This is a genomic window from Methanomethylovorans sp. (genome assembly GCF_041447285.1).
GTDB lineage: Archaea > Halobacteriota > Methanosarcinia > Methanosarcinales > Methanosarcinaceae > Methanomethylovorans.
In genome coordinates this window covers 1-23846 of the sequence record NZ_JBGMEB010000021.1, presented here as the reverse complement: position 1 = coordinate 23846, position 23846 = coordinate 1, and the positions used below count along the sequence as shown (strand labels likewise).

Here is a 23846-nt window from a genome sequence, read left to right as displayed (position 1 = left end):
GTCAGGGCAACTTCCTGAAAATACCATAAAAGGTGATTAACATGGCAGGAGACAAACTGGAAAAAGGAGCAATTTTGCAGAGAGATAAGGAAACATATGCAATAGCACCGCAGATCCCTGGAGGTATAGTTACTCCCGATCTATTGCGCAAGATTGCAGATGTTGCAGAGAAATACAATGCTGCAGCAATGAAAATGACATCTGCGCAGAGAATTTGCATTGTAGGTATCAAGGAAGCTGACCTGGATAACATCTGGAAGGACCTGGATATGAAACCGGCAGCAGCAGTTGGGCTGTGTGTCAGGAGCATTAAGATATGCCCGGGTACGACCTTCTGTAAGCGCGGCCAGCAGGATGCCGTAGGTCTGGGTCTTAAACTGGACGAAAAGTACCACGGTATGCAATTGCCATCCAAGCTGAAGATAGCCGTTGCAGGATGCATGAACTCCTGTTCCGAACCTGCGATCAAGGACATAGGCATCCTGGGTACTCCCAAAGGATATATTGTCATGGTCGGTGGAAGTGCAGGCATTAAGCCAAGGCTTGCAGATGTAATTGCAGATGAACTGAACGATGAGGAAGTCCTCGCACTCGTTGACAGGATAATCAGCTATTATAAGAGCTGTAACACAAAACACAGGCTTGGCAGAATGATCGATGAGATCGGACTTGACAAGTTCAGAGAAGATATCGGGCTGTGAGCAGTCCATACATCTTTTTTTCTATTTTTACATCACTTGCTCCAATTATTAGTGTTTTGAAAAATGTGGCTGCTGATCGATATAAGTAATGAAAATCTTTAAATATAATCGACACAACAATCATCCAGACCAATACGGTTACTCGAGAGTAAATTAAATTTAATTTTTATAATAGTTACTTGTTTATACTAATATCAGGAGAAGATAAATATGGAGTATTTTGCAGGTGTATCCGAGGCATTAAGACTCACATTTGTGCAGATTATGATTATTTCTTTCCTTTCAGTTGGTATTTTTCTTGTAGGAATGTACATCAACTTAAAGAAATGGGGTATGGGCTCCACTGGGTATGGTCAGGCACCATCAAAAAGCATTATGGCTTTCCCTAAGACGCTCATGTATCAGATGAATGAGCATGCACATGTTCATAATCAGTCGGTTCTTACAACGTTTGTCCTTGACATTCTTTTTCAGAGAAGGATCCTGAGAAGAAGTCCTCTCAGATGGTTCATGCACTTCACTATTTTTGTCGGCTGGATGACTCTTTTTGCTATGTCCGGTGCTATGTTCTTTGTCGAAATGGTACACATGATCGGTGAAAAGGTAGGATATGCAGAGTCCCTTCCATGGTTCATGATCCCTGAGACATTCAGAGGACTACTCTCACTACCCAATGACATATTCAGTTACATACTACTCATAGGAATTATAATCGCTATCTACAGGAGACTGTTCGTTGCAAAGGCAAGAGAAGCAACCATTGCTTATGACTCCGTCCTTCTGATTGGTCTCACAGTTATTACAGTCACAGGTTTCATTGCAGACGGAATAAGGAACGGTACTTTCTGGGGCATGGGCCTTCACAATGAACTGGCACCACCGGCAGCACTCTTCCACGTTATTATCTCATTGCTGTTCTGTATCGCATACATCCCGTTCAGCAAATACATTCACATAATAGCAATACCACTAGCACTCCTTGCAAACAAGGGAGGAGAATAAAATGGCAAAACGTGAACCTTCAATTAATACAGAGAACTTTACAGCAGTACAGCTCATGGAATTAGACTCATGCAGCCGCTGTGGAGAATGTGTTAACTGGTGTCCGACATACGATGCATCCGGGCAGAACCCAGGTCTTGCACCCAGGGACAAGATCCTCAGATGGAAAGATTTCATGAACAAGTCCTATGGACTGCGTGCAAAGCTCTTTGGTCCCAAGGAGATCTCTGCAGAAGAGATAGAGCAGTTCAAGAACGATGTATACGGATGTACCACCTGTGGTATGTGTGCCACAGTCTGTGAATCTGCTATAAACACTGTCGAACTGTGGGAATCCATGCGTGCCAACCTTGTGAAGCGCGGTAACGGTCCATTCGGAAAGCAGGGTATGTTCCTGAAACTCATCGGAGAATACAAGAACCCATACATGGCAGACAACAAGGACAGAGTCAACTGGTTCCCTGCTGACATCAAGGTCGAAGATAAGGCTGAGATTCTCTATTTCGGAGGATGCACTGCAGAACTTAAGCAGAGAAAACTGGCCCTTGCAACTGCACGTGTACTCAACAAGCTTGGAATTAAGTTCACAATGCTTGGAGAAGATGAGATCTGCTGCGGTTCAGCACTTATCAGGACAGGTCAGTATTTCATAAATGACACTGCTAAGAAGAACGCACAGAAGAATATTGATAACATCAAGGCAAAAGGTGCAAAGACAGTATTGTATGCATGTGCCGGATGTTTCAGGGCTTCACTTATCGACTGGCCACGTCTGACAGGTAAGGAACTTCCATTTAAGGTAGTTCACATAACCCAGTTCCTTCAGGACCTTATCCAGAAAGGAGACATCAAGTGGGAGCAGTCCATTAACAAGAAGGTCACATATCATGACCCGTGCCACCTTGGACGTCACGTAGGTGTATTCGAGCCCCCAAGAGCTGTACTCAAGAGCATTCCTGGTATTGAGTTCATAGAAATGGAAAGGATCGAGGAGAACCAGCGCTGCTGTGGAGCAGGCGGCGGTGTAAAAGCCGGTATTCCTGACCTCGCGTTGGGTGTTGCAAGAACAAGAGTTGAAGATGCTCTGGCAACAAAGGCAGACCTCCTTTCAAGCGCATGTCCCTTCTGTAAGAGGAACCTTAGCGATGGAAGAGATGCTCTTGGTGTAAAAGAACTTGAAGTTGAAGACGTAGTAGTGCTTGTGGCAGAAGCCATGGGAATCGACCTGAGTGACACTCCTGCAGAGTGAAACTCAACATTCTCTTTTTTAGCACAATACATTTCAGATAAAAACCTGCAATAGAGATTAAAGATGCAGATTCCCTATGAAATACTGGGAAAGGTATTCATACTACTGGCTATTCTTGTCATTATAGGTATAGGTCTGGCTTTACTGCTGGGTGCTTACAGTTTTAGCCGTCACAAGATACTTTTTCCGGGTTTCGTACTTTTTATGTTATACCTGTTCTACGGTCCTGCTAAGTGGATATGCAGGAGGTTCTCTATTCGCGATACTATTGTTGATGAGATCCTTGTAGAGCTAAGAAATGCTCTGATGCTGGAAAAATTCCAGAAAACAAAAGGGCGTAAAGTCGTTTTTCTGCCTCAATGCTTAAGGCATCCTGATTGTAAAGCAAGATGTGATCCTATTGATGGATATCTATGCAAAAAATGTGGAAAATGCGATATTGGAACTATCTGCGAGGCCGCCGATAAATATGGTTTTAAGGTATTTGTGATTCCTGGCGGCAGTTTTGTAAAGAAGATACTTAAAGTTCACAAACCTGAAAGCTGCATTGGTGTTGCCTGCTACCCTGAGCTTTCAGAATCCATTCAGGGAGTTGCAGCCTACATGCCAGTACAGGGCATCTGTTTGCTTAAAGACGGATGTTTCAACACTGAAGCTAATGTGGAAGAAATCATCAGGAAAATGGAGGAATCCTGTGTATAAAATAATAGGTGAGATCGTTTTTGTTCTTATTCTTGCCTCTATTATACTTACTGCACTCGCTCTTTTTGTCAGTCGCATGAGTGTAAATCGTAATGTTTGGCTTGCAGGCTCTTTTGCAGAAATACTTGACTTCTTTTATTTGCCGATCAAGTACTTGTTCTACAAATTTTCTGACCCCAAGATACTAGATAAATGGATGGTCTCTTTAAAAAACACAGCTAGTAAAAACGATTTTAAACATACGAAAAAACGTATTATTCTCGCTCCTCACTGTATGCGTTCTATGGATTGTCCTGCACATTCCACAAAAGAAGGAATACAGTGCATGTCTTGTGGTAAGTGTGTCTATGAACAGCTCGGCAAGGACGCACAGAAATACGGATATAAATTGTACATAATCACAGGTTCTTCTTTTGTCAAACATATCCTGCGGGATGAAACTATAGACGGAGCTCTCTTGATTGCATGTGATTATGAACTTATCAAAGTGATGCAGGCCCTTAAAGGCACAAAAGTAGTTACTTATGGCATCTCAATGCTTAATGATGGGTGCTATAACACAGAAGTAGATTATGAAAAAGTAACGCGGGCTTTTGAGGAGTTTGGTTATACAGGACCTGTACAGCCTGTAACATAAGAAATATGTACCAGCCTATCTGAGGCTATAAACACCCCTTGATTTTTGAAAAAGATATTTACTGAAGGTAATAATTTGGATTACAAAAGTAATGTAACAACCACAGAGAATGAAGATACTGTAAAAAAAGGCATTGCATATAAATGGATTGCATTGTTCAACGTGGCACTCGCATCTCTAATGGGTACTATAAATGGTAGCATAATATTGATTTCTCTACCCGCTATTTTCACAGGCATTAAAATAAACCCTATGGCTCCGGATGCGTTCCAGTATCTTCTATGGATACTCATGGGTTACGGTCTGGTCACAGCCACACTGCTTCTTAGTATAGGACGACTGGCAGATATATACGGTAGAGTCAAACTGTTCAGACTAGGATTCTTTATTTTTACCGTTGGCTCGATTCTGCTCTATCTTACGCCTGACACCGGTAACACTGGTGCACTGGAGCTTATCATTTTCAGGCTCATACAGGCTGTGGGTGGTGCATTTACCATGGCAAACGGTGCAGCTATCATTACAGATGTATTTCCCACAAGTGAGAGGGGAAAGGCTCTTGGTATTAACATGGTAGCCATTATGTCAGGCCAGTTCATCGGTTTATTACTGGGTGGTGTACTGGCAACGTATAATTGGCGCTACGTATTCTTAGTGAACGTTCCTTTTGCTTTGCTTGGAACTGTCGTTTCTTACAGGAATATGAAAGAGCTCTCCTTCCAGGCAACGAAGACAAGTATTGATGTGCTTGGAAATATCTTATTCATTGGCGGGCTGACTTCACTTCTTGTTGGTGTTACCTATGGCCTGATGCCTTACGAGCACAATGGTATCACTGATGCTATGGGTTGGAATAGTCCTTTGGTGATGTCAACACTTGGCATAGGCATCGTAGCATTGATAATATTCCCATTTGTTGAACGTAAGGCAAAGAATCCCATGTTCAGGTTCGAATTCTTCAAGATCCGGTCTTTTGCTTATGCAAACCTTGCCAGTTTTACAGCAGCCATTGCAAGGGGAGGAATTATGTTCATGCTGATTTTGTTACTACAGGGTATCTGGCTTCCTCTGCATGGTTACCGCTTTGAGGATACGCCTTTATGGGCTGGAATATACATGCTGCCCATGACCCTGGGATTCATTATAATGGGACCTATATCAGGAATGCTTTCGGATAAATACGGGCCAAGGTGGATAGCTACCTCTGGTATGGTCATTGTGACACTGGTCTTTATAGGACTTGCATTACTTCCCTCAAATTTCGATTACTGGCAGCTTGGAATTCTCATATTCTTTATGGGGATTGGAAATGGTATGTTCAGTTCACCTAACAGTTCCTCCATTATGAACTCAGTACCAGCCCAGGATAGGGGAGTTGCTTCCGGAATGATGTCAACTCTGATCAACTCAGCTGCGACTTTGAGTATGGCTATTTTCTTTACCATCGTGATAGTCGGTATCCAGGGAGCGTTACCAGGTGCTATTCATGAATCATTTGCAAACCTTGGATCCAGTCCTGTTGTTCAAAATCTGGGGGACCAGCTGGCAGGTCTGCCACCTACCAATGCATTATTCTCTGCTTTCTTAGGGTACAATCCAATGGGATCGACTCTGGAAGCAATGGATCCGAATGTCGTTAGCGCGATTCCGCAATCTGTTGTGGATACCCTCAAGAGCACCTACTGGTTCCCTCAGACCTTGCAGCAGGCGTTCATGCCAGCACTACGAGTTTCATTCATCATAGGAGCTGTTCTCTCTGCAATAGCAGCTTTACTTTCAGCAATGAGGGGAGAGCGGTACGTGCATGAAGCATATGGATCTGAAGAAAAGGCTTAGGCAGGTATGAATGAAATCTCAGAACTAGTGCAATTCCGTATCTACTGATAACTTGCAGAAAAATACATATATTTAGCATGAATTCCTTCTCTGGTTTAAGTTGATACTGGAAATAAGGTTATGAATGGGTGAAGATTATGGATTATGATGTCATAGTTGTCGGGGGTGGACCCGGTGGTGCAATGGCTGCACGCACATGTGCAGAAAAAGGACTTAAAGTCCTCCTTTTGGAAAAAGAACAAGTACCACGCTATAAAGCCTGTGGAGGTGCTGTTTCCTCGAAAGCATTGCAGATTATAGGTCCAATTGACGAAGTTCAGCCTCAGTATCCATGCTATGGAGCTTCAATATACTCTCCGGGAATGCGTCATTTGTCACACAAACTTAAAGATCAGGCATCAATACTTGTTTTTCGCAGTTCTTTTGATCATTTTCTTTTAAAACAGGCGCAGCAAAAAGGAGCTGTCATTAATACCGAAGAAAAAGTGATCTCAGTAGACGTAAATAAGGAATATGTAAATGTTGTAACAACAAAAGCAGAGTACACTGCAAAGATTATTATCGGAGCTGATGGTGTTAACAGTGTTGTTGCAAGAGAAACAGGCCTAAGACTAAAATGGGAGCCAAAGGGCTATGGAATATGTATTGAAACTGAAGTAGAATTAAGCCCAGAAGATGCTAAGAAATGTGTTCTTGATAAAGAACTTATAGAGGCTTACTTTCTAAAAAGCAGGGGCTATGCCTGGGTGTTTCCTAAAGGCAATATTATGTCCATTGGTATCGGATTATGGAAACCCATCACCATTAAACCCGCAAAGGCTTTTGATGATTTCATATCCTTCCTTTCCCGGGAAAGGGGGATTGATCTTGCTGCACATATCAGGAAAAAGTATATCCACAGAGTACCGGTAGGCGGTATTGATCGCAAGACGTATGATCAAAGGGTACTTCTTGTTGGTGATGCTGCGGGTTTTGTGGATCCCTTTTTAGGTGAAGGCATCTACTATGCAGTTGCAAGCGGTGTTCTGGCAGGTGAGACAGCTGCTGAAGCTATCCACAATAATAATTCACTTTCTTCTTATGAGAAGAAATGTAATGAATTGTTTAACAACGATTTGCGCATGGCCTACAAATTCGGAAACGCATTTCACGACTATATAGAGAAAATATTCTATCTGTTTATTCATGACCCTGAACTTTTTGTAATGTATGTACTTACAGGAAAAGGAGTTTACAATTACAGAGAATATGTAACAAAATGCATTTTCAGAATGCCGATAACGCTTCTTAAAATACCTACTGGTATGGTTAAGGGGTTTTTAAAAAATTCCTAATATCCCCTTAAATGGACGTCCAAACCATTCTAATAACTTAGATTAACTATACTCTATTACAGCTACGGGATAAACTGCGAAAGTGCGCCGGGTGAATGCTTTTGTTACAGACAAAAACTGAAATCATAAATCGTCTTAAGAAAATCAGTTACTTGCTGCCAATTGTTATATTTGCGCTTGCATTGGTGACTTTAGACAAACAATTGCATCATATGCATTTAGCAGAAATTCATAATGTATTCTCGCACATATCTTCAGAGGATATTTTTTTAGTACTTGTTTTTACATTCCTGAGCTACATTATACTAAGCTGTTATGACATTTTAGCAGTGCATTATACGAATCATTGGATACCAATTGATAAAATAGTTAAATCGTCTTTTATCAGTACCTCTATAAGTTATAATATTGGATTTAATTTTCTGACAAGTGGATCCCTACGATATAGACTATATTCTCTTTATGGTCTGACACTTCTTGAAATAGGAAAGATAGTAACGTTCTGCGGTCTTACTTTTTGGGTTGGTATATCTTTTATTGGAGGAACATTACTAACCTTCGGTTCTCTTAAATTGCCGGAATCAATATCCATGCCTCCAATTTACTTAAAAGCGACAGGAGTTCTTTTACTTCTGATTTTATTCAGCTACTTTTTCTTCTGTCTGACACAAAGGTCATTTACGTTCAAAAAGCATGATATAACCTTTCCAAAGATCAATATAGCATTTTTACAGCTAGTCGTAGCAACACTGGATTATGTTCTTGTAGGATGCGTATTCTTCTTTTTACTTCCCGGATACGGGCATGTTAGTTATTTGTATGTACTCACAGTTTTCCTGATAGCACAGATGATCGGACTAATAAGCACCGTACCTGGAGGGCTTGGTGTATTTGAAACCATTATGCTTTTTATGCTCAGTCCATATTTTCATTCTGACGATATTCTTGGTACGCTTGTTGTGTTTCGTTTAGTGTATTATTTTGTACCTTTTATTGCAGGAATAGTATTACTTTCACATAATGAAATAAATGTAAGAAAGAAGATGCTCACACGCTCTCATAGGAGGGCCATTTCTAAATTATCTTCATTCACACCCCAAATATTTAGTGTACTGGTCTTTTTTGCTGGTATGGTTCTTCTTTTTTTTGAAGCTCTGCCACCCCAAATAGAAAACATGAGATTAATGGCTACTATAATTCCACTTTCTTTGATAGAATCATCCAGTCTGCTCAGTAGTATGGTAGGGGTTTTGCTTTTGATTGTTGCAAAAGGCCTGTGGAAAAGAATAGATGGAGCGTATCTGCTATCGCTTATAGTATTGTTTTTAGGTGCTGTTTTGTCCATCCTGAAAAGTTTCAATTACATAGAAGCATTAATTTTATTCCTAACATTTCTAGCCCTGCTTCCTAACAGGAAATATTTCTACAGAAAATCATCTCTAATGAATCAGTTATTCAGTAAAGATAATGTCATTTCAATATCCTTCGTTGTCTTAAGTTTTATCTGGCTTGGCTTTTTCTTTCACAGGCATGCTGATTACTCTCATGAAACATTATGGCAATTTGGCATTGACTCTCATATATCAAGATTTTTAAGGTCAGCTGTGGGATCAATATTCATTTTGGTAGTTGTTGGTATATTGAAACTTCTTGGCAGTTCAAGCAAAGATATAAGATTGCCGAATAAAGATGATATGGACCTTGCTTTACAGATCATTCAGAAAAGCACAGATACAAATGGAAACCTTGCATTGCTTAAAGATAAATATCTGATTTTCGATGAAAGAAAAGAAGCATTCATAATGTATGGTATATCTGGAAAAAGCTGGATCTGTATGGGTGATCCCATAGGTAACGATGAGAGCATAAAGGATCTGATTTGGGATTTCCATGAAACTGCAAACTTGCACCAAGGATGGGCTGTGTTCTATGAAGTCAGTGAAAAATTTATTCCCTATTACATAGACATAGGTCTGAAATTGATGAAGATTGGAGAAGAGGCAAAGGTCAAACTTCCTGAATTCAATATTGAAGGAAGTGCTGGAAAGGATTTTCGATATTCCATAAAACGTATGGAAAAAGCTGGATATCATTTCGAAGTAATGCCTGATGAATATGTTTTGGATCATGAGAAAGAATTGAAATTAATTTCAGACGCATGGTTGGAAATAAAACACACTCATGAAAAGAAATTCTCAATGGGTTTTTTTGATATTACTTATCTAAGCAATTTTCCGTTAGCTGTTGTCAAGAAAGAAGACAAAATCGTTTCTTTTGCAAACATATGGCTTGGAGCCAAAAAAGAAGAACTTACCATTGATTTGATGCGTTACGACCCTGCAATTGCAGATAGAACTATGGAATATCTTTTTGTGAAGCTCATGTTATGGGGTAAAGAGAATGGATATGAATATTTCTCTCTTGGAATGTCACCCCTTTCTGGCCTGGAAGATCGAAATCTTGCACCGTTATGGACAAAAATTGGTGCAGCTATTTACAAGCACGGTGAATATTTCTATAATTTCAAAGGCTTAAGAGCATACAAAAATAAATTTAATCCAGTCTGGGAGCCAAAATATGTAGCCTTACCCAGTAGTTTTAAACAAGTATCTGCTTTGAAGGATGTTGCACTTTTAATCTCAGGCGGAGCTAAAGAAATATTCCTCAAGTGACTGCTCCCACGACTAAAGTGCGTGGGCTATCTCTAACCCCACACCCCGTTAATCGTAAGTTAAGTACGCTAATTCATGCATCATTAAGGAATTTCAGAGGAGTGAGGAGAGTAAGCTCCCTTCTGTTACTGCAAAAATCCCGTTGCGCATGGCGCTAAAGAGACAGCCGGTGGCATTTGCAGCTGCGGCATTCAGCTAAGCGTCGTTAACTTCGGGGACGGTCTGAACTCCGTTTATCCCTACTTCTGACTTGCACCCACGAGGATTCACCGTTCCATCCACATTCCATACGACCTCAACCTTTCAGTATCATTGCATTGGCATGGAGTGGTATCGTTTCTGTGCCAGAGCCCTGGCTCTCGCCAGACACCCTTTACAAGTGTTCGTGTGTTCAGATGGTGGGGAGACTTTCCTCAGGCCATTGGCCCGGAAGCCGCCCTTCCTCTCTCCGATATCCTAGAAAGCTACATCAGATATAAATCTAATGAAAAAGAGCCTACTACTAGGTGTACAACAGTGATATTTTATCACGACATTGTATCAGCTAGTGATGCAGGTTAAAAAAAGTAAGTCAACTTGCTTAATCTAGAATGGTTTCAAAGCTCTTTGACTCCGCAACCACAACCACGGGTCAGGAGAAAATCCATTTTTGCACGTATTTCTTCCTGATGCATTTCAGACAGAATTTCAAACTCTTCTTTATGCTTTTCCAATATATGATCCATCATCTTCTTTTTTGCAGCTTCACGGTCCTGTTCAATAACAATAAAGTCATCATTGAAACCAAGATCTCTACATTTCATTATCTGCAGTTTGGCGATAGTAATCCCTCCAAACTAAAATAAGAATTCATAGTAATTAAGGCTTAAGCCAAAAAGAAAAAGTAGAATCTCATCCGAAATGTTAAAAGCCGGATGAGCATTTTTGTCTTATTTATTCTGGATATATTTTGCAACCATTTTTTGCATACTTGCAGCCATTCCTGCCAATTCCTGTGCATTCTTGGAAAGTTCCTGCATGGCTGCATTTTGTTGTTCCACACCAGCAGAAGCTTCCTGAGTTCCAGCGGCTGCTTCCTGCGAGATAGCTGCTACCTCCTCAACTGAAGATGTAATTTCTTCTATGGATGCGGATTGTTCTTCTGAAGCTGCTGCAATTTCCTGGACCATCAGAGCAATACTGTTACCAGCTTCGACCACATTCTTCATATTGTTCATAGCTTCGTTCAGAGCATTAGAACCATTGGTAACTTCTTCAGAGCTTTTATGGATAGAGCTTACTGCATTGCTTGTTCCCTTCTGCATTTCGTGAATGAGGCCTGAGATTTGTTTGGCGGCATGGCCAGAATCCTCTGCAAGCTTTCGTACTTCATCGGCAACTACTGCAAAACCTCTGCCATGTTCTCCTGCGCGTGCAGCTTCTATGGCAGCGTTAAGGGCTAGCAAGTTAGTCTGATCTGCGATGTTTGTGATCAGGCTTACTATTTCGCTTATCTGGCTGGATTTCTGGTCCAGATCTCTGATCACCTCTCCAGCATCAGCCTCAGCTTTTTGGATTGCTCCCATCTTTACGATTAGTTCTCCAGCTGATTTGCTCATTGACTGAATTATATCGCTGGATTGTGATGCAGTGTCTGCAGCTTTCTGTGAATTAGTAGCGACATCCTGGACGGTCTTGGTCATATCTGCCATTGCATGAGCAACTTCTTCCGTTTTGGAGGACTGGTTCTGTGAACCTTTTGCCAGTTCATTTACAGTTTGAGATATCTGTTCAGATGCAGCAGTCGTTTCCTCGATGGAGGCAGACATCGCTTCTGCAGTTATAGCTATATTATTCGCGTTGACACTGACCATACTGATGACATCTGTGAGGGATTTCAGGATCTCGTTCAGGCCGGTAGGTATAGCGACAAAATCCACACCCACGTCAGTACTTGCCCGGGTGTCGATCTTTCCTTCAAGTGCATCAGATGATATCTGCTTGAAGTCATTTACCATGCTATTAATACCGCCAGAAATTGATCTGTTGATCAGCAGGGCAAAAGCAGAACCCAGAATGATGAAAACAGCCACTACACCTATGATACCGTTACGAATAGCGACTACCGGGGCTTCAAATTCATCTATGTATGTACCGGATGCGATAATCCAGTCTGTAGGTTCATAGTAAGTGTAACTCATCATCTTGTCTCTGCCCTGCCAGTTATAGATGATCTCTCCTTCTTTATTTGCAATCATTTCCTGTGCAAAGTCTTCGGCAGCAAGGCTTTCCCTTTCTTTAGTGGGGTGAATTACGAGTTTTCCTGTGGAATCCATTGCATACATATATCCTGTTTCACCAAACTGGATTCCATTCATTTGCTCTTTGACAATGAGTCTGTAGTGCTCTTCCGGAAGACCAGCAAACATTATACCTATGATCTTTCCGGATACATCTTTTATTGGTGAGTAGATTCCTATATACGTCTCTCCCAGCACTTCAGATCTTCCTTCGTATGTTTCACCTTTGCCTACAACAGTATTATAAACTGTATCTGATAGACTCGTTCCCACAAGACGGTTTCCATTTGCATCGCGTATTGTTGTAGATACACGAGTTGCTGAACCATCTTTTACTTGAAAAACAGTTACTTCTCCGCTAGTTTCTTGTTTTATGTTATCAACGACATCGTAGTTGCCATTAACAGTATAATCTCCAAACATTAATTTGCCATCAGATATCGTTGGGTCACCAAGTAACTGGAATGTAGTGGTAGCTATCCCAATGTCAGCTTGAATGGTCTCTTTGCCAACTGAAAAAACAGCGTCAATATACTGTTTTTCCAATTTTACTTGCTCATGCAGTCTTTCATTAAGTTGTGTATGGATAGCGTTTGATGTCTTTTCATAAGCATAAAGTCCTACAATGGTTGCAGGTAATATAGTTAAAATCAGTGCCATCGCAATGATCTTGCGACTGATAGGTATGTTTTTGAAATCCATTTTTGTCCCTCATCTTTCTGTGGAATGTTAGTGTGTTCACGAATTATTCTGGGGGCGATAATCCAAATTAACTAATATTATATTTACAATTTTATCTACTCATATAATATATATCTATCTCTAAACAGGCACCATTTTATATGGCATTCTCAACATAAATAATACAATATCTTCCTATAATTTATTTTCATAGTGTGAAATGTTTGTATGTCTGGATATTTAGCAATGTTTAAGCGGGATCTTTTGTGCACATGTTCACTTTTCTTGACTAATTCGAAATGAAATACTTATATAATTAAAATTACATCCCAACTTGAGGGCTACTTAGGAGTATAGTAGTAAAGTGTTACCATTGTAGGAACGAGTTTTTCGTAATCCTGAAAAATCATGAAATCGTTCGTAGATGCCCTATTTGTTTTAAGCCTAACAAAATAAAAACTATTATTGGGGGCAAAGCTCAAGGTGAATACTTTGAGGATACGAAATGTGACCTGCAGTTTTCATGTTGAATTATTTTTTATCCTTGAACTCTTCTTTATTGTTCTTTCAACAAAAAAATGAATAATTTGATGCAAGCACTATAACTGAAAACTAAAAAGAAATATGCATATAAAATTCTCAAAGACCTAATTAGAAAAGTCAGGCACCTATCCCCTCTAGTTTTTGAGGTACCTGTTTTACATCATCTTTACTTTCTGATGTTATGGATTGCTACTGCAATCAGGGTCATCAGTATCAGGGCAATTCCTAATACTGCATACGAGCCTTTGTTGTTCACAGAGTTTAATGATTTAATATTAGATTCGCTGTTCTGTCCGATAATAGAATTAGTGATTGCAGTTGTTATCATAATTGGTTCAGTTTCTACAGGATGGGATCTTGCATCCAGTTCCAGAACATTCTCATTTTCTGCAATTGGAATTTCTGCAGCTTCAGTTTCATCAATAACTATCTGCTGAGTAGTGTTAGTAATGTTCATTGGAGGAACGGAGTATGCTTGAGCACCCGTACAAAAAGCTATTAGAACCAACAATGCTGCGAATATCTTCATTTTGTCATCCTTCTCTAAATATTTTCCCAATACACAACAAATTCTCTGTTTTGTACCACTGCGTCTTTTTCTATGTAAGACAGACAGAAGTCAGATCTTCGCATATTTAAACATAGTGAATATATTGAATATGTTAATACTCATAATGATGAGATTTGTAATAGCCAAAATATAGGCTATGCATGGGTTATGTGAAGAGCAAAAAATAATAAAAAAGTAATGCAGAAAAAACCTGCACGATAAGTGCAGGGGACAAAAATATCTTTACTTTTGTTTCTTCAAATATGTGTAACCAACTATAGCAAATCCTATCACAAGGATAACAGCTATGATTATCCACATAACAGATGATGATTGTGCTCCTGCCTTTTGATCACCATCTGTTTGATTAATGTTGCTTACAGGTACTTCATTTTCATTATTTGACTGCACATTCTCATTTGAAGCTATAGTGACTACTTTTTCAGCAGTTATAGCGAATGGAGAGAACCCCGGTGTTTGAGATTCAAATACTACATAATCTGTAGTGTTGCTTACTATAGTAGTAGGCAATACTTCCCATGCAGTTCCATTATATCTCTGCAGTTTCACATCTGAAGGACTTATTCCCATCTGCTGGATCCATGAAGCATTTACTCTGAACTGCACGCGTGCATCTTTAATGCTAGACGGTGTTGCAAATCCAGCCTTTCCTACCCACAAGTTGATATATTGGTATATAGAACCCTCTGGAGTGCTGTTGGCTAGCTTTGACCTATTATTCAGTACCTCTACGGTAGAAGTAATCTCTCCTGAGTTCTTAAGGGAATAGAAACTTATTGACTGTATAGGGTTTCCTTCCTTTGTGAACTGATAGGTTGCAGTTGTGTTGATTCTCAGGTAGGCATTTGCAACATCCTTCAGTGCCAGGTTAGTATAATCCTCTACTGAAACTGATCCACCACTACCTCCACTGCTGCTACTACTACTTCTGCTGCTTCCACCACTGCTACTGGATGTAGTTCTCGCGCTAACGCTTACTGCTTCACCTGCAAGACCATCCTGGTTGTACGGGGTCAGGGTATACGTATATGTAGTACCACTGGTCAGACTAGTGTCTACATAAGATATTGATCCGGTAACATTACCTATAACAACGTTGTTTCTGCTAATTTGTACTGTCGTAGTATCGTCAGAAGCTGTCCAGGTTAATGTAATCGAAGTCTTAGTGATGTTTGTTCCAGAAACACCGGAGACTACTGGATAATTTCTCGTGATGGCTGAGTCATTTACCATAGTCGAATTTATGTTCCCTGATGAGTCGACTGTCTTCAAACCTATAGTGTATGTAGCTCCTTCAGAAAGTCCTGTTGCATTGTAATAACTGATTGAACTGTCAGTTGTGTTTGTGATAAAGGTACCGTTCAGGTAGATCATCACATGGCTGAAGTCTGCATCGTCAGGATTTGTCCATGTCCAACTGATCCAGTCAGGATCTACATCAGTTTCTCCCAGGTTAGTTACAGATGCAGGTGGTATAATATCAGCTGATACTGTAGTGCTTGCTGAATCGTTAACCCATGTTGAGTTAATGTTTCCAGATGTGTCTACTGTTCTGGTACTAATTATATGAGTAGTTCCTTCAGACAGGCTAGTTAAATTGTAGTATCCTGTGGATGTGTTTGTGACAAATGCATTATCAATATATACTGTAGCATAGTTAAAATCCTCATCAGTGGGGTTTGTCCATGTCCAGTTGATCCAGCTAGATCCTACCCCGGCTTCGAGTTCTGTTACAGATGCTGGAGCTGTTGTGTCTGGTATAGTATCTACATGGAGGATTACCAGTCCATTATCAAAATCAGCTACATATACATAACTACCTGAAATTGTAACCCCGTATCCATAACCCACTGTATTGTAACTGTCTTCAAGTTCTGGTGATGCAGGGTTACTGATGTCTATAATTACAAGACCATGACTGTCATCTGCAATGTATGCATAATTACCTAATACTGCAATGCTCTGTGCAAAGTTAGTAGTCAGGTTTCCCTTATATGCTGGAGTTGCAGGATCTGTGATGTTTAGTATCACAAGGCCATCACTACCATCAGCTATGTAGGCATAATTATTCACTGCTGAAATGCCATATGCATGTCCACTGGTATCGTAACTGCCCTTAAGAGTTGGAGATGCTTTATTTGTGATATCTACAACTATAAGTCCACTGTCTCCATCTGCTACATATGCATAATTATCTACTATTGCAACAGTTTCGGCATTGCCAGGGGTATCGTAAATACCAATTTGGGCTGGCGCGGCTGGGTTGCTTATATCAATGATTACAAGACCTCCGGCACCATCTGCTACATACGCATAGTTTCCTGATAAGGTAACTCCCCATGCATGCCCGGAAGTATCACGACTACCTTTTACAGTTGGAGATGCTTTATTTGTAACATCCAAGATTACAAGACCACTATTTCCATCTGCTATATATGCATAATTTCCTGCTACAGCAACATCACGTGCGTATCCAGTGGTAATATAACTACCTGCAAGAGTTGGAGATTCTTTATTAGCAATATCTACAATTGCAAGTCCCATATATCCATAGGCTAAGTATGCATAATTGCCAGATACGGCAACACCGGATGCATATCCGGAAGCATCATATCTTCCTTCTGTGATAGGTGATTCGGGGTCAGTGATATCGACTACTGTAAGGCCACTTCTGGTAAATGCTGTGTATGCATAATTTCCTGCAATTGCAACATCATATGCATATCCTGCAGTACCAGTATATACTGCTGCAATAGTTGGTGAAGCTTTATTTGCAACGTTTACGACTACAAGACCACCATTATTGTTAGGTACATACGCATAGTTTCCTGATACTGCAACTGCAAGAGCAGTATCTCCTGTAGTAACATTTCCTGTAATTATCGGACTTGCTGGATTTGCAGTATCTATAATTACAAGCCCACTGCTATTATCAGCCACATATGTATAGTTTCCTGATATAGCAACATCTAATGCGCTTCCACTGGTGTCACATGTTCCTGCAATTGTCGGAGTTGCCGGGTTTGTGATGTCTATAACTACAAGGCCATCAGCCCCATCGGCTACATATGCATAATTGCCTGATAATATAACACTGGAAGAGTAACCGGCAGTATTACGTGTTCCTTCATGGCTTGGTACATCTGGATTTGATACATCTACAATTATAAGGCCATTGTAACCATCAGCTATGTATGTATAGTTGCCTGATACTGCAACACCATTAGCAGAATCAGTACTATAATTTCCTCTAATAGTAGGTGCTGTCTTATTTGTGATATCTACTATTTCAAGCCCATTTTCCCCATTGGCGATATATGCATAATTTCCTGATACTGCAATATTATTGACCAATGCCGGGGTTGTGACGCTTCCAACACTTGAAGGATTAGATGGATCACTGATATCGATCACTAACATGTCCTGTCCCTGTCCAACGTATGCATAATTTCCGGCAACTGCAACATTATACACACTTCCTCCATAGTGACCGGAAAAGTTCTGCGCCTGTGTTAACAGATCATTGGTTATGCTGTTATCGCTGTAAAGGTCATTGTACTGGCTGACAAAACTCACATCGAGTTTTTCAGCCGAGCTAACTCCTGTGATCATCATCAGACAAAATAATATCAGCCCAAAATAGATTGGACTATTAAGCTTTAGTAGCATTTTCTATCACCAGTCTACACAGATATTTTCACATTCATCGGATTTTGCATGCCTACGAACAGTCTAACAGTATCATTACTGCTGGAGCTATTACTAGTCAGGGGCAGAATTTTGTCCCTTTCTGAACTATAATACCCAAGACCGCTTGAAAGGATACATGATGCGATCCGAAGTATCAAATGAGTAGATATCTGTTTTTGCATGATCGATACCGTTGAATTGTTTTACCATTTCTCTTTTTTAAGAGAATGGAGTTCACTTCTATATTTATCTATATTAAAATATCTCTAAATTAATATGTGCTCATTATTATAATGATGAAATGCATTCAATGGCTTTAAATGCTTTCATCTAGAATTCAAATAAGACTCATTATGGAATGAATCTAAACAGGCAAAAGATAACTTTATTATGATTTCTTGAATTATTTATCCTTAACTTTATGTGGGTGTGTTATAGCGGCAATGATCAAGGTATCTTGTATTCAGATGAATATTGCACAATGTTCTAAAGAAACAAACGTTAAAAAAGCTCTTCTTATGGCAAAAAATGCAATCGATTCTGGTTCACAAATAATAGTGTTCCCTGAAGCTTTTTCAACTGGTTTTTGTTATAAAGATCTTGAATCGATAGCTGAAAGTTCTGCTTCTCAAAGAGTTGAAGAATACCCTACAGTAGCAGAGTTTTTGGACTTTTCGAAGATACATGATTGTGTGATTATAGGCTCTATTATCGAAAAAAAAGTTGAAAATTCTAGTGTGTATAAATACCATAATCTAGGTTTTTGCATTGAATCCGGGACTCTAAGTGGAGTTTATAGGAAAACTCATCTTTATGGAATGGAAAAAACACATTTCTCAAGGGGAGAACAAATATGTCCAATAAAACTTGAAAAGCTTGGAATTACTATTGGACTTCAGATTTGTTTTGAGATCCGATTCCCTGAGGTATCACGAAAATTAGTGCTTGCAGATGCTGATATATTGGTAACGGTTGCTGAATTCGCAAATCCCAAATTAACCCAATGGAAGGCTCTTGTAGCCGCAAGGGCCATAGAGAACCAGATCCCTCATATTGCTTGCAATCGTGTAGGTACAGCTCCATTATCTTCATACTTTGGTAATTCTATGATAGTCAATGCATGGGGCAATGTTAAAGTTGAAGCTGGAAATGAGGAGTGTTTTGTCGTGGGAGAGATTGATACCGATGAAACACAGAGGATTCGTGGTAAAGTCTCATTATTAGACAATAGGCAACTGGATTTATACTGAACCTGAGGTAGTAATGTATTAATAATATTGCATATTTTGGATGCTATTTGCAACCTGAGTTAAAACTACATTCAATTCTATTAAATGGATACCTCATTTGCTAAATTACTTGTAATCTCTCACGCTAAGTTTAATTTAATCATTTCTGCCAGTATAAATATTTATATTAATACTCAGTATTAACATTGATGTCTAGAATACAGGTTCTAGGCAATCAACCTTATATACAAATACACCAATTGTGGTGCATTCCATACATAATCCAACCAAAAACAGCTATCATCTGATGCATCAGGTCTAAAGGGAGGAAAGTTGGTGGCAGAGAATAAATACGTGTACTTTTTCGGCGGTAATAAGACAGAAGGAAGAAACAGTATGAAAGACCTGCTGGGTGGCAAAGGCGCAAACCTGGCAGAAATGGCAAATCTTGGCATTCCAGTGCCACCTGGCTTTACTATCACAGCTGAAGTCTGTGTTCAGTATCTCAAAGATAATGGTTATCCTGCAGGACTACTGGAGCAGATTGATGCTGCTATTTCAAGGCTTGAAGAGGTATCTGGGAAAACATTTGGTAATGACGGTAATCCATTGCTCGTGTCGGTACGTTCGGGTGCACGTGTTTCAATGCCAGGAATGATGGATACTGTTTTAAATCTTGGAATGAATGATGAATCTGTTCTTGGTCTTGCAAAGAGTACCAACAATTCAAGATTTGCTTATGACAGTTACAGGCGTTTCCTGACAATGTTTGGAGATGTCGTTCTGGGTATTGAGCATGACAAGTTCGAACATACATTGACTGAGAAAAAACACTCTTTAGGCGTTAGGCAGGACACAGAACTCGATGTAGCTGCCCTTAAGGAACTTGTGGAAGATTTTAAACAGATTATAGAAAACGAAACCGGTGGAAAGTTTCCACAGGATGCACGCAAACAGCTCATGATGGCTATAAATGCTGTTTTCGAGTCATGGAACAACCAGCGTGCCATAACATACCGTAAACTGAACAACATTCCTGCAGACTGGGGTACTGCAGTTAATGTGCAGTCAATGGTTTACGGAAACATGGGTGAAACATCTGGTACAGGTGTTGCTTTCACAAGAGATCCTGCAACCGGACAAAAACGCTTCTATGGAGAATATCTCATTAATGCTCAGGGAGAGGATGTTGTAGCAGGTATCAGGACACCTAGCCCGATTTCTACTCTAAAAGAGGTAATGCCTGATGCTTTCGAACAGCTTGAAGATATCTATTCCAAATTGGAGACTCATTTCTGCGACATGCAGGATATTGAGTTTACCATTGAGCAGGGCAAATTGTACATGTTGCAGACGCGTAATGGAAAACGCACTGCTGCTGCTGCAATAAAAATTGCAGTAGACATGGTTGAAGAAGGTCTAATTGACAAGAAAACTGCTCTTTTGAGGATAGATCCTAATCAGATTGACAAATTATTGCACCCGATGGTAGACCCGAATGCAAATCTTAAGGCAGCAGCAACAGGACTTCCTGCTTCTCCTGGCGCTGCAGTGGGTAAGGTTGTTTTCACTGCTGAGCATGCGGAAGAAATGGCAGAGGCTGGTGAAAAGGTAATCCTTGTACGTGCTGAAACCTCTCCTGAAGACATCGGTGGTATGAATGCAGCAGAAGGTATTCTTACCGTACGTGGTGGAATGACATCTCATGCTGCAGTGGTTGCCAGAGGTATGGGTAAACCATGTGTTGCAGGATGCGGCGATGTTGTAATCGATATTAAGAACCGTGTCTTCTATGCAGGTTATTGCATGGTAAATGAAGGTGATTATATCTCTATTGACGGTTCAACGGGCCGTCTCATTATAGGACAAGTCCCTCTTATTACACCTGAAGTGAGCGGAGAGCTTAGGACAGTTCTACAATGGGCAGATGAAGTGAGAACCCTGGGTGTAAGGACAAATGCCGATACTCCATATGATGCTAAAGTTGCCAGGGATTTCGGTGCCGAAGGAATTGGATTATGCCGTACAGAGCATATGTTCTTTGGTGAAAACCGGATTCCGGTTGTAAGAGAAATGATCATGGCCGACAGTGAAGCCTCAAGAAGAAGTGCTCTTGCAAAGCTTCTTCCTATGCAGAGAGAGGATTTTGTTGGCATATTCCGTGCTATGGACGGTTACCCTGTAACTATCCGTTTGCTTGACCCACCACTTCACGAATTCCTTCCAAATCATGAGGAAGCCAAAGAGAAATTAATGGAACTTGAGAGTAAAGGTGCTTCAGCAGAGGAGATTAACAGAGTTAAGAAAGTAATGGATAGGGTAGAATTCTTAAAAGAAATCAATCCGATGCTCGGTTTCAGGGGATGCAGACTTGGTGTTGTGTATCCTGAAATTTATGAAATGCAGGTACAGGCCATTATTGAAGCTGCTTGTGAGCTTGCCAACGACGGTATGTCCATTGTGCCAGAGATAATGATCCCTCTTGTATCTCACGTTAAAGAGCTGCAGATCGTCAAGAAGCAGGTTGTAAAAATAGCAAGCGATGTCATGGCAGAAAAAGGTGTAAAAATTAATTACAAGATAGGTACCATGATAGAACTTCCAAGGGCTGCACTTACTGCTGATAAGATAGCCCGTGAGGCAGAATTCTTCTCCTTTGGTACAAATGATCTTACGCAGACAACATTTGGTTTTAGCAGAGATGATGCGGGTAAGTTCCTGCCTGCTTATATAGAGCAGTCCATTCTGGAACACGATCCATTTGCTGTGCTTGACCAAAGCGGTGTAGGTGAACTTGTAAAAATAGGTATTGATAAAGGTAGATCCACCCGCCGCGATCTAAAGATAGGCATCTGTGGTGAGCACGGAGGCGAACCTAGCTCTGTCATTTTCGGACATAAAGTAGGTCTCAACTATGTAAGCTGCTCACCTTTCCGTGTACCTGTGGCCAGAATGGCAGCAGCACATGCAGCACTTCAAGAAGAAGAAATGAATAAAAAGTAAGTTTTTTCAACAGGGTCTTTTTGGACCCTGTTATTGATGTTTTTTAACTATCTGCATCTAAAGTTGTTTTCTCACGATCACTATCCAAAGGTAACTCGAAAATGAAAATTGAGCCTTTTCCAAGCTCACTTTCAAACCAGACCTTACCATTATGTAATTCTACGAACTTTTTTACAAGGGAAAGACCAAGTCCTGTTCCTTCATACCTATTATTTGTTGCAGAACTCAGTTGTGCAAAGGGGTGGAACAATTCTTTCTTATTTTCTTCCGATATTCCAATTCCATTATCCTTTACTGAAACTCTTAGCCTGTCAGAAACAAGCTCAGCAAAGGTATCTACCTTTCCATCTTTGGGAGTGAACTTGATAGCATTACTCAGCAGATTAAAGAGAATCTGTTTTAATTGTATCCTATCAGCATATACCTGTGTGATATTACTATCAGTTGAAAAATTAACCTTGATTGACTTTTTAATGGCAAGTGGTAATATCAATTCCTTAACTTCTGCAAACAAGCTTTCAATAAAAACAGGCTCCAAATTCAAATCAAACTTTCCAGCTTCTATCTTCGAAAGGTCCAGTATGTTATTAATAAGTGATAAAAGATGATGTCCACTTGCAGAAATGTAGCCTAAGTATTTCGATTGCTCATCATTGATCTCTCCTGTCATACCCTCTAGAATAATATCCGAAAACCCAATTATAGAATTGAGAGGTGTCCTTAGTTCATGGCTCATGTTTGCAAGGAAAGTACTTTTAGCACGATTTGCAGATTCTGCAATAATCTTTGCCTGGATTAATTCCTCTTCAGCACTTTTTACATTTGTCAGATCCATAAAACTTTCTATCAAATAGTCTTTTCCCGAAATTCTCACGGGTACGACAGATTTCAAAATTGGAATGGTTTTTCCATTCTTATTCAGGATCATCCGTTCCGATCTGTCAACAACAGAACCCAGGTCAGTGATCGGACACTTTCCTTTTTCAGCAGGGCAGACAAATTTATGGCAAACGTTCCCGATTATTTCTTCTTCCTTTAAGCCTATCAAGTTTGCAGCAACTGGATTTGTCTCGACTATAATATGAGTGTCAGCATCTATTATCAGAATTCCACAAATTGAATTTAAGAATGTCTTTTCAAATTTGATCTTGTTTTCCAGTTCGATCTGTTGAATCCTTTTTTCATTTTCTTCAAGTGACTCTAGCATGTGGTTTATGTTGTCTGCTAGTTCAGTTAGTTCGTCGTTTCCATCAATCTTTACTCGCGACGATAATGATCCATCAATAGTAATCTTTTTGAGATTCTTATTTAGTGAGTACATCCGGGATAACAAAGACCCTTCTACAGAGATCATAAGAACAATAAAATATGCCATCCCAATGTAGATCATTGCATAGAACATATACCTGAGAACAGAAACACCCTGCTGATGAATCGCCCTGGACATTTCAATATCTAAAAACTGTGCCGGATATCCATTGATATCAGTTAATATTTCAGTTCCGATCACTGTTGAATCATTAACATAATTTATACTTGAGTACTCAGTTCTTATGTCTGGACTAAATGATTCAAGAGATATTGTTAATTGGGCTCTGTAGAAAACCTACTTTAGATTTTATTTTCACCTAATAATTTAAAAAGGATAAGTCCCCTGAGTATTACTTCCTACAGAAAACACAAAGGGGATGATTGTGTTTTGTCTAATAAGTACTTA

General features: G+C 40.0%; 16 protein-coding genes and 1 other RNA gene. 10 read left to right on the top strand and 7 right to left on the bottom strand.

What is annotated here, in order from left to right:
- Nucleotides 1–41: 41 nt before the first annotated feature.
- The 8 genes from ACC612_RS12350 (at nt 42) to mprF (ending at nt 10133) form a co-directional block, all read left to right on the top strand.
- Nucleotides 42–701, top strand: coding sequence for an NAD(P)/FAD-dependent oxidoreductase (locus ACC612_RS12350; RefSeq protein ID WP_371854865.1), 660 nt, complete (start codon nt 42–44; stop codon nt 699–701).
- 210 nt (nt 702–911) lie between these two features.
- On the top strand, nt 912–1703 hold the full coding sequence (locus ACC612_RS12345; RefSeq protein ID WP_371854864.1) for a disulfide reductase: 792 nt from the start codon (nt 912–914) through the stop codon (nt 1701–1703).
- A gap of 1 nt (nt 1704) precedes the next feature.
- Entirely contained in the window at nt 1705–2952 is a 1248-nt protein-coding gene (locus ACC612_RS12340; protein ID WP_371854863.1) for a (Fe-S)-binding protein, read from the top strand.
- Between the two features lie 63 nt (nt 2953–3015).
- Nucleotides 3016–3654 carry a DUF116 domain-containing protein gene (locus ACC612_RS12335; RefSeq protein ID WP_371854862.1) on the top strand — a complete coding sequence of 213 codons (639 nt, stop codon included), beginning with the start codon at nt 3016–3018 and terminating at the stop codon, nt 3652–3654.
- The gene (locus ACC612_RS12330) at nt 3647–4291 is read left to right on the top strand and encodes a DUF116 domain-containing protein (protein ID WP_371854861.1); all 645 of its coding nucleotides are present in this window, start codon (nt 3647–3649) and stop codon (nt 4289–4291) included. Before ACC612_RS12335 ends, ACC612_RS12330 begins: the two co-directional genes overlap by 8 nt.
- A 75-nt stretch (nt 4292–4366) precedes the next feature.
- Nucleotides 4367–6127 (top strand): MFS transporter, encoded by a 1761-nt coding sequence (locus ACC612_RS12325; RefSeq protein ID WP_371854860.1) that lies wholly within the window; start codon nt 4367–4369, stop codon nt 6125–6127.
- Nucleotides 6128–6255: 128 nt separating this feature from the next.
- A complete protein-coding gene (locus tag ACC612_RS12320; protein WP_371854858.1) occupies nt 6256–7461 on the top strand; it encodes an NAD(P)/FAD-dependent oxidoreductase in 1206 nt (401 codons plus the stop codon).
- 101 nt (nt 7462–7562) lie between these two features.
- Nucleotides 7563–10133: a bifunctional lysylphosphatidylglycerol flippase/synthetase MprF gene (mprF, locus tag ACC612_RS12315; RefSeq protein ID WP_371854857.1), complete on the top strand. Its 2571-nt coding sequence runs from the start codon at nt 7563–7565 to the stop codon at nt 10131–10133.
- A 99-nt stretch (nt 10134–10232) separates the two neighbouring features.
- Here the strand turns inward: mprF and rnpB are convergent.
- The 6 genes from rnpB to ACC612_RS12285 form a co-directional block, all read right to left on the bottom strand.
- Nucleotides 10233–10582, bottom strand: an RNA gene (gene rnpB, locus ACC612_RS12310) — RNase P RNA component.
- Nucleotides 10583–10729: 147 nt separating this feature from the next.
- Entirely contained in the window at nt 10730–10936 is a 207-nt protein-coding gene (locus tag ACC612_RS12305; protein ID WP_371854856.1) for a hypothetical protein, read from the bottom strand.
- Nucleotides 10937–11062: 126 nt separating this feature from the next.
- Nucleotides 11063–13114: a methyl-accepting chemotaxis protein gene (locus ACC612_RS12300; RefSeq protein WP_371854855.1), complete on the bottom strand. Its 2052-nt coding sequence runs from the start codon at nt 13112–13114 to the stop codon at nt 11063–11065.
- 688 nt (nt 13115–13802) lie between these two features.
- Nucleotides 13803–14165, bottom strand: a complete 363-nt coding sequence (locus ACC612_RS12295; RefSeq protein ID WP_371854853.1) for a hypothetical protein — start codon at nt 14163–14165, stop codon at nt 13803–13805.
- Between the two features lie 264 nt (nt 14166–14429).
- Nucleotides 14430–17876, bottom strand: coding sequence for a PGF-pre-PGF domain-containing protein (locus tag ACC612_RS12290; RefSeq protein ID WP_371854852.1), 3447 nt, complete (start codon nt 17874–17876; stop codon nt 14430–14432).
- Nucleotides 17877–17890: 14 nt separating this feature from the next.
- Entirely contained in the window at nt 17891–18079 is a 189-nt protein-coding gene (locus tag ACC612_RS12285; protein WP_371854851.1) for a hypothetical protein, read from the bottom strand.
- A gap of 261 nt (nt 18080–18340) precedes the next feature.
- On the opposite strand from ACC612_RS12285, the gene ACC612_RS12280 reads away from it, so the two are divergent.
- On the top strand, nt 18341–19147 hold the full coding sequence (locus ACC612_RS12280) for a nitrilase-related carbon-nitrogen hydrolase (RefSeq protein ID WP_371854850.1): 807 nt from the start codon (nt 18341–18343) through the stop codon (nt 19145–19147).
- Nucleotides 19148–19462: 315 nt separating this feature from the next.
- Entirely contained in the window at nt 19463–22129 is a 2667-nt protein-coding gene (ppdK, locus tag ACC612_RS12275; RefSeq protein ID WP_371854849.1) for a pyruvate, phosphate dikinase, read from the top strand.
- A 43-nt stretch (nt 22130–22172) separates the two neighbouring features.
- Here the strand turns inward: ppdK and ACC612_RS12270 are convergent, their stop codons facing one another.
- Nucleotides 22173–23639: an ATP-binding protein gene (locus ACC612_RS12270; RefSeq protein WP_371854848.1), complete on the bottom strand. Its 1467-nt coding sequence runs from the start codon at nt 23637–23639 to the stop codon at nt 22173–22175.
- Nucleotides 23640–23846 lie beyond the last annotated feature (207 nt).

Coding starts and splice junctions, on each gene's coding strand:
- ACC612_RS12350 (WP_371854865.1), top strand. CDS start 42: ATGGCAGGAGACAAACTGGAAAAAGGAGCAATTTTGCAGAGAGATAAG.
- ACC612_RS12345 (WP_371854864.1), top strand. CDS start 912: ATGGAGTATTTTGCAGGTGTATCCGAGGCATTAAGACTCACATTTGTG.
- ACC612_RS12340 (WP_371854863.1), top strand. CDS start 1,705: ATGGCAAAACGTGAACCTTCAATTAATACAGAGAACTTTACAGCAGTA.
- ACC612_RS12335 (WP_371854862.1), top strand. CDS start 3,016: ATGCAGATTCCCTATGAAATACTGGGAAAGGTATTCATACTACTGGCT.
- ACC612_RS12305 (WP_371854856.1), bottom strand. CDS start 10,936: ATGAAATGTAGAGATCTTGGTTTCAATGATGACTTTATTGTTATTGAA.
- ACC612_RS12300 (WP_371854855.1), bottom strand. CDS start 13,114: ATGGATTTCAAAAACATACCTATCAGTCGCAAGATCATTGCGATGGCA.
- ACC612_RS12295 (WP_371854853.1), bottom strand. CDS start 14,165: ATGAAGATATTCGCAGCATTGTTGGTTCTAATAGCTTTTTGTACGGGT.
- ACC612_RS12290 (WP_371854852.1), bottom strand. CDS start 17,876: ATGCTACTAAAGCTTAATAGTCCAATCTATTTTGGGCTGATATTATTT.
- ACC612_RS12285 (WP_371854851.1), bottom strand. CDS start 18,079: ATGCAAAAACAGATATCTACTCATTTGATACTTCGGATCGCATCATGT.
- ACC612_RS12280 (WP_371854850.1), top strand. CDS start 18,341: ATGATCAAGGTATCTTGTATTCAGATGAATATTGCACAATGTTCTAAA.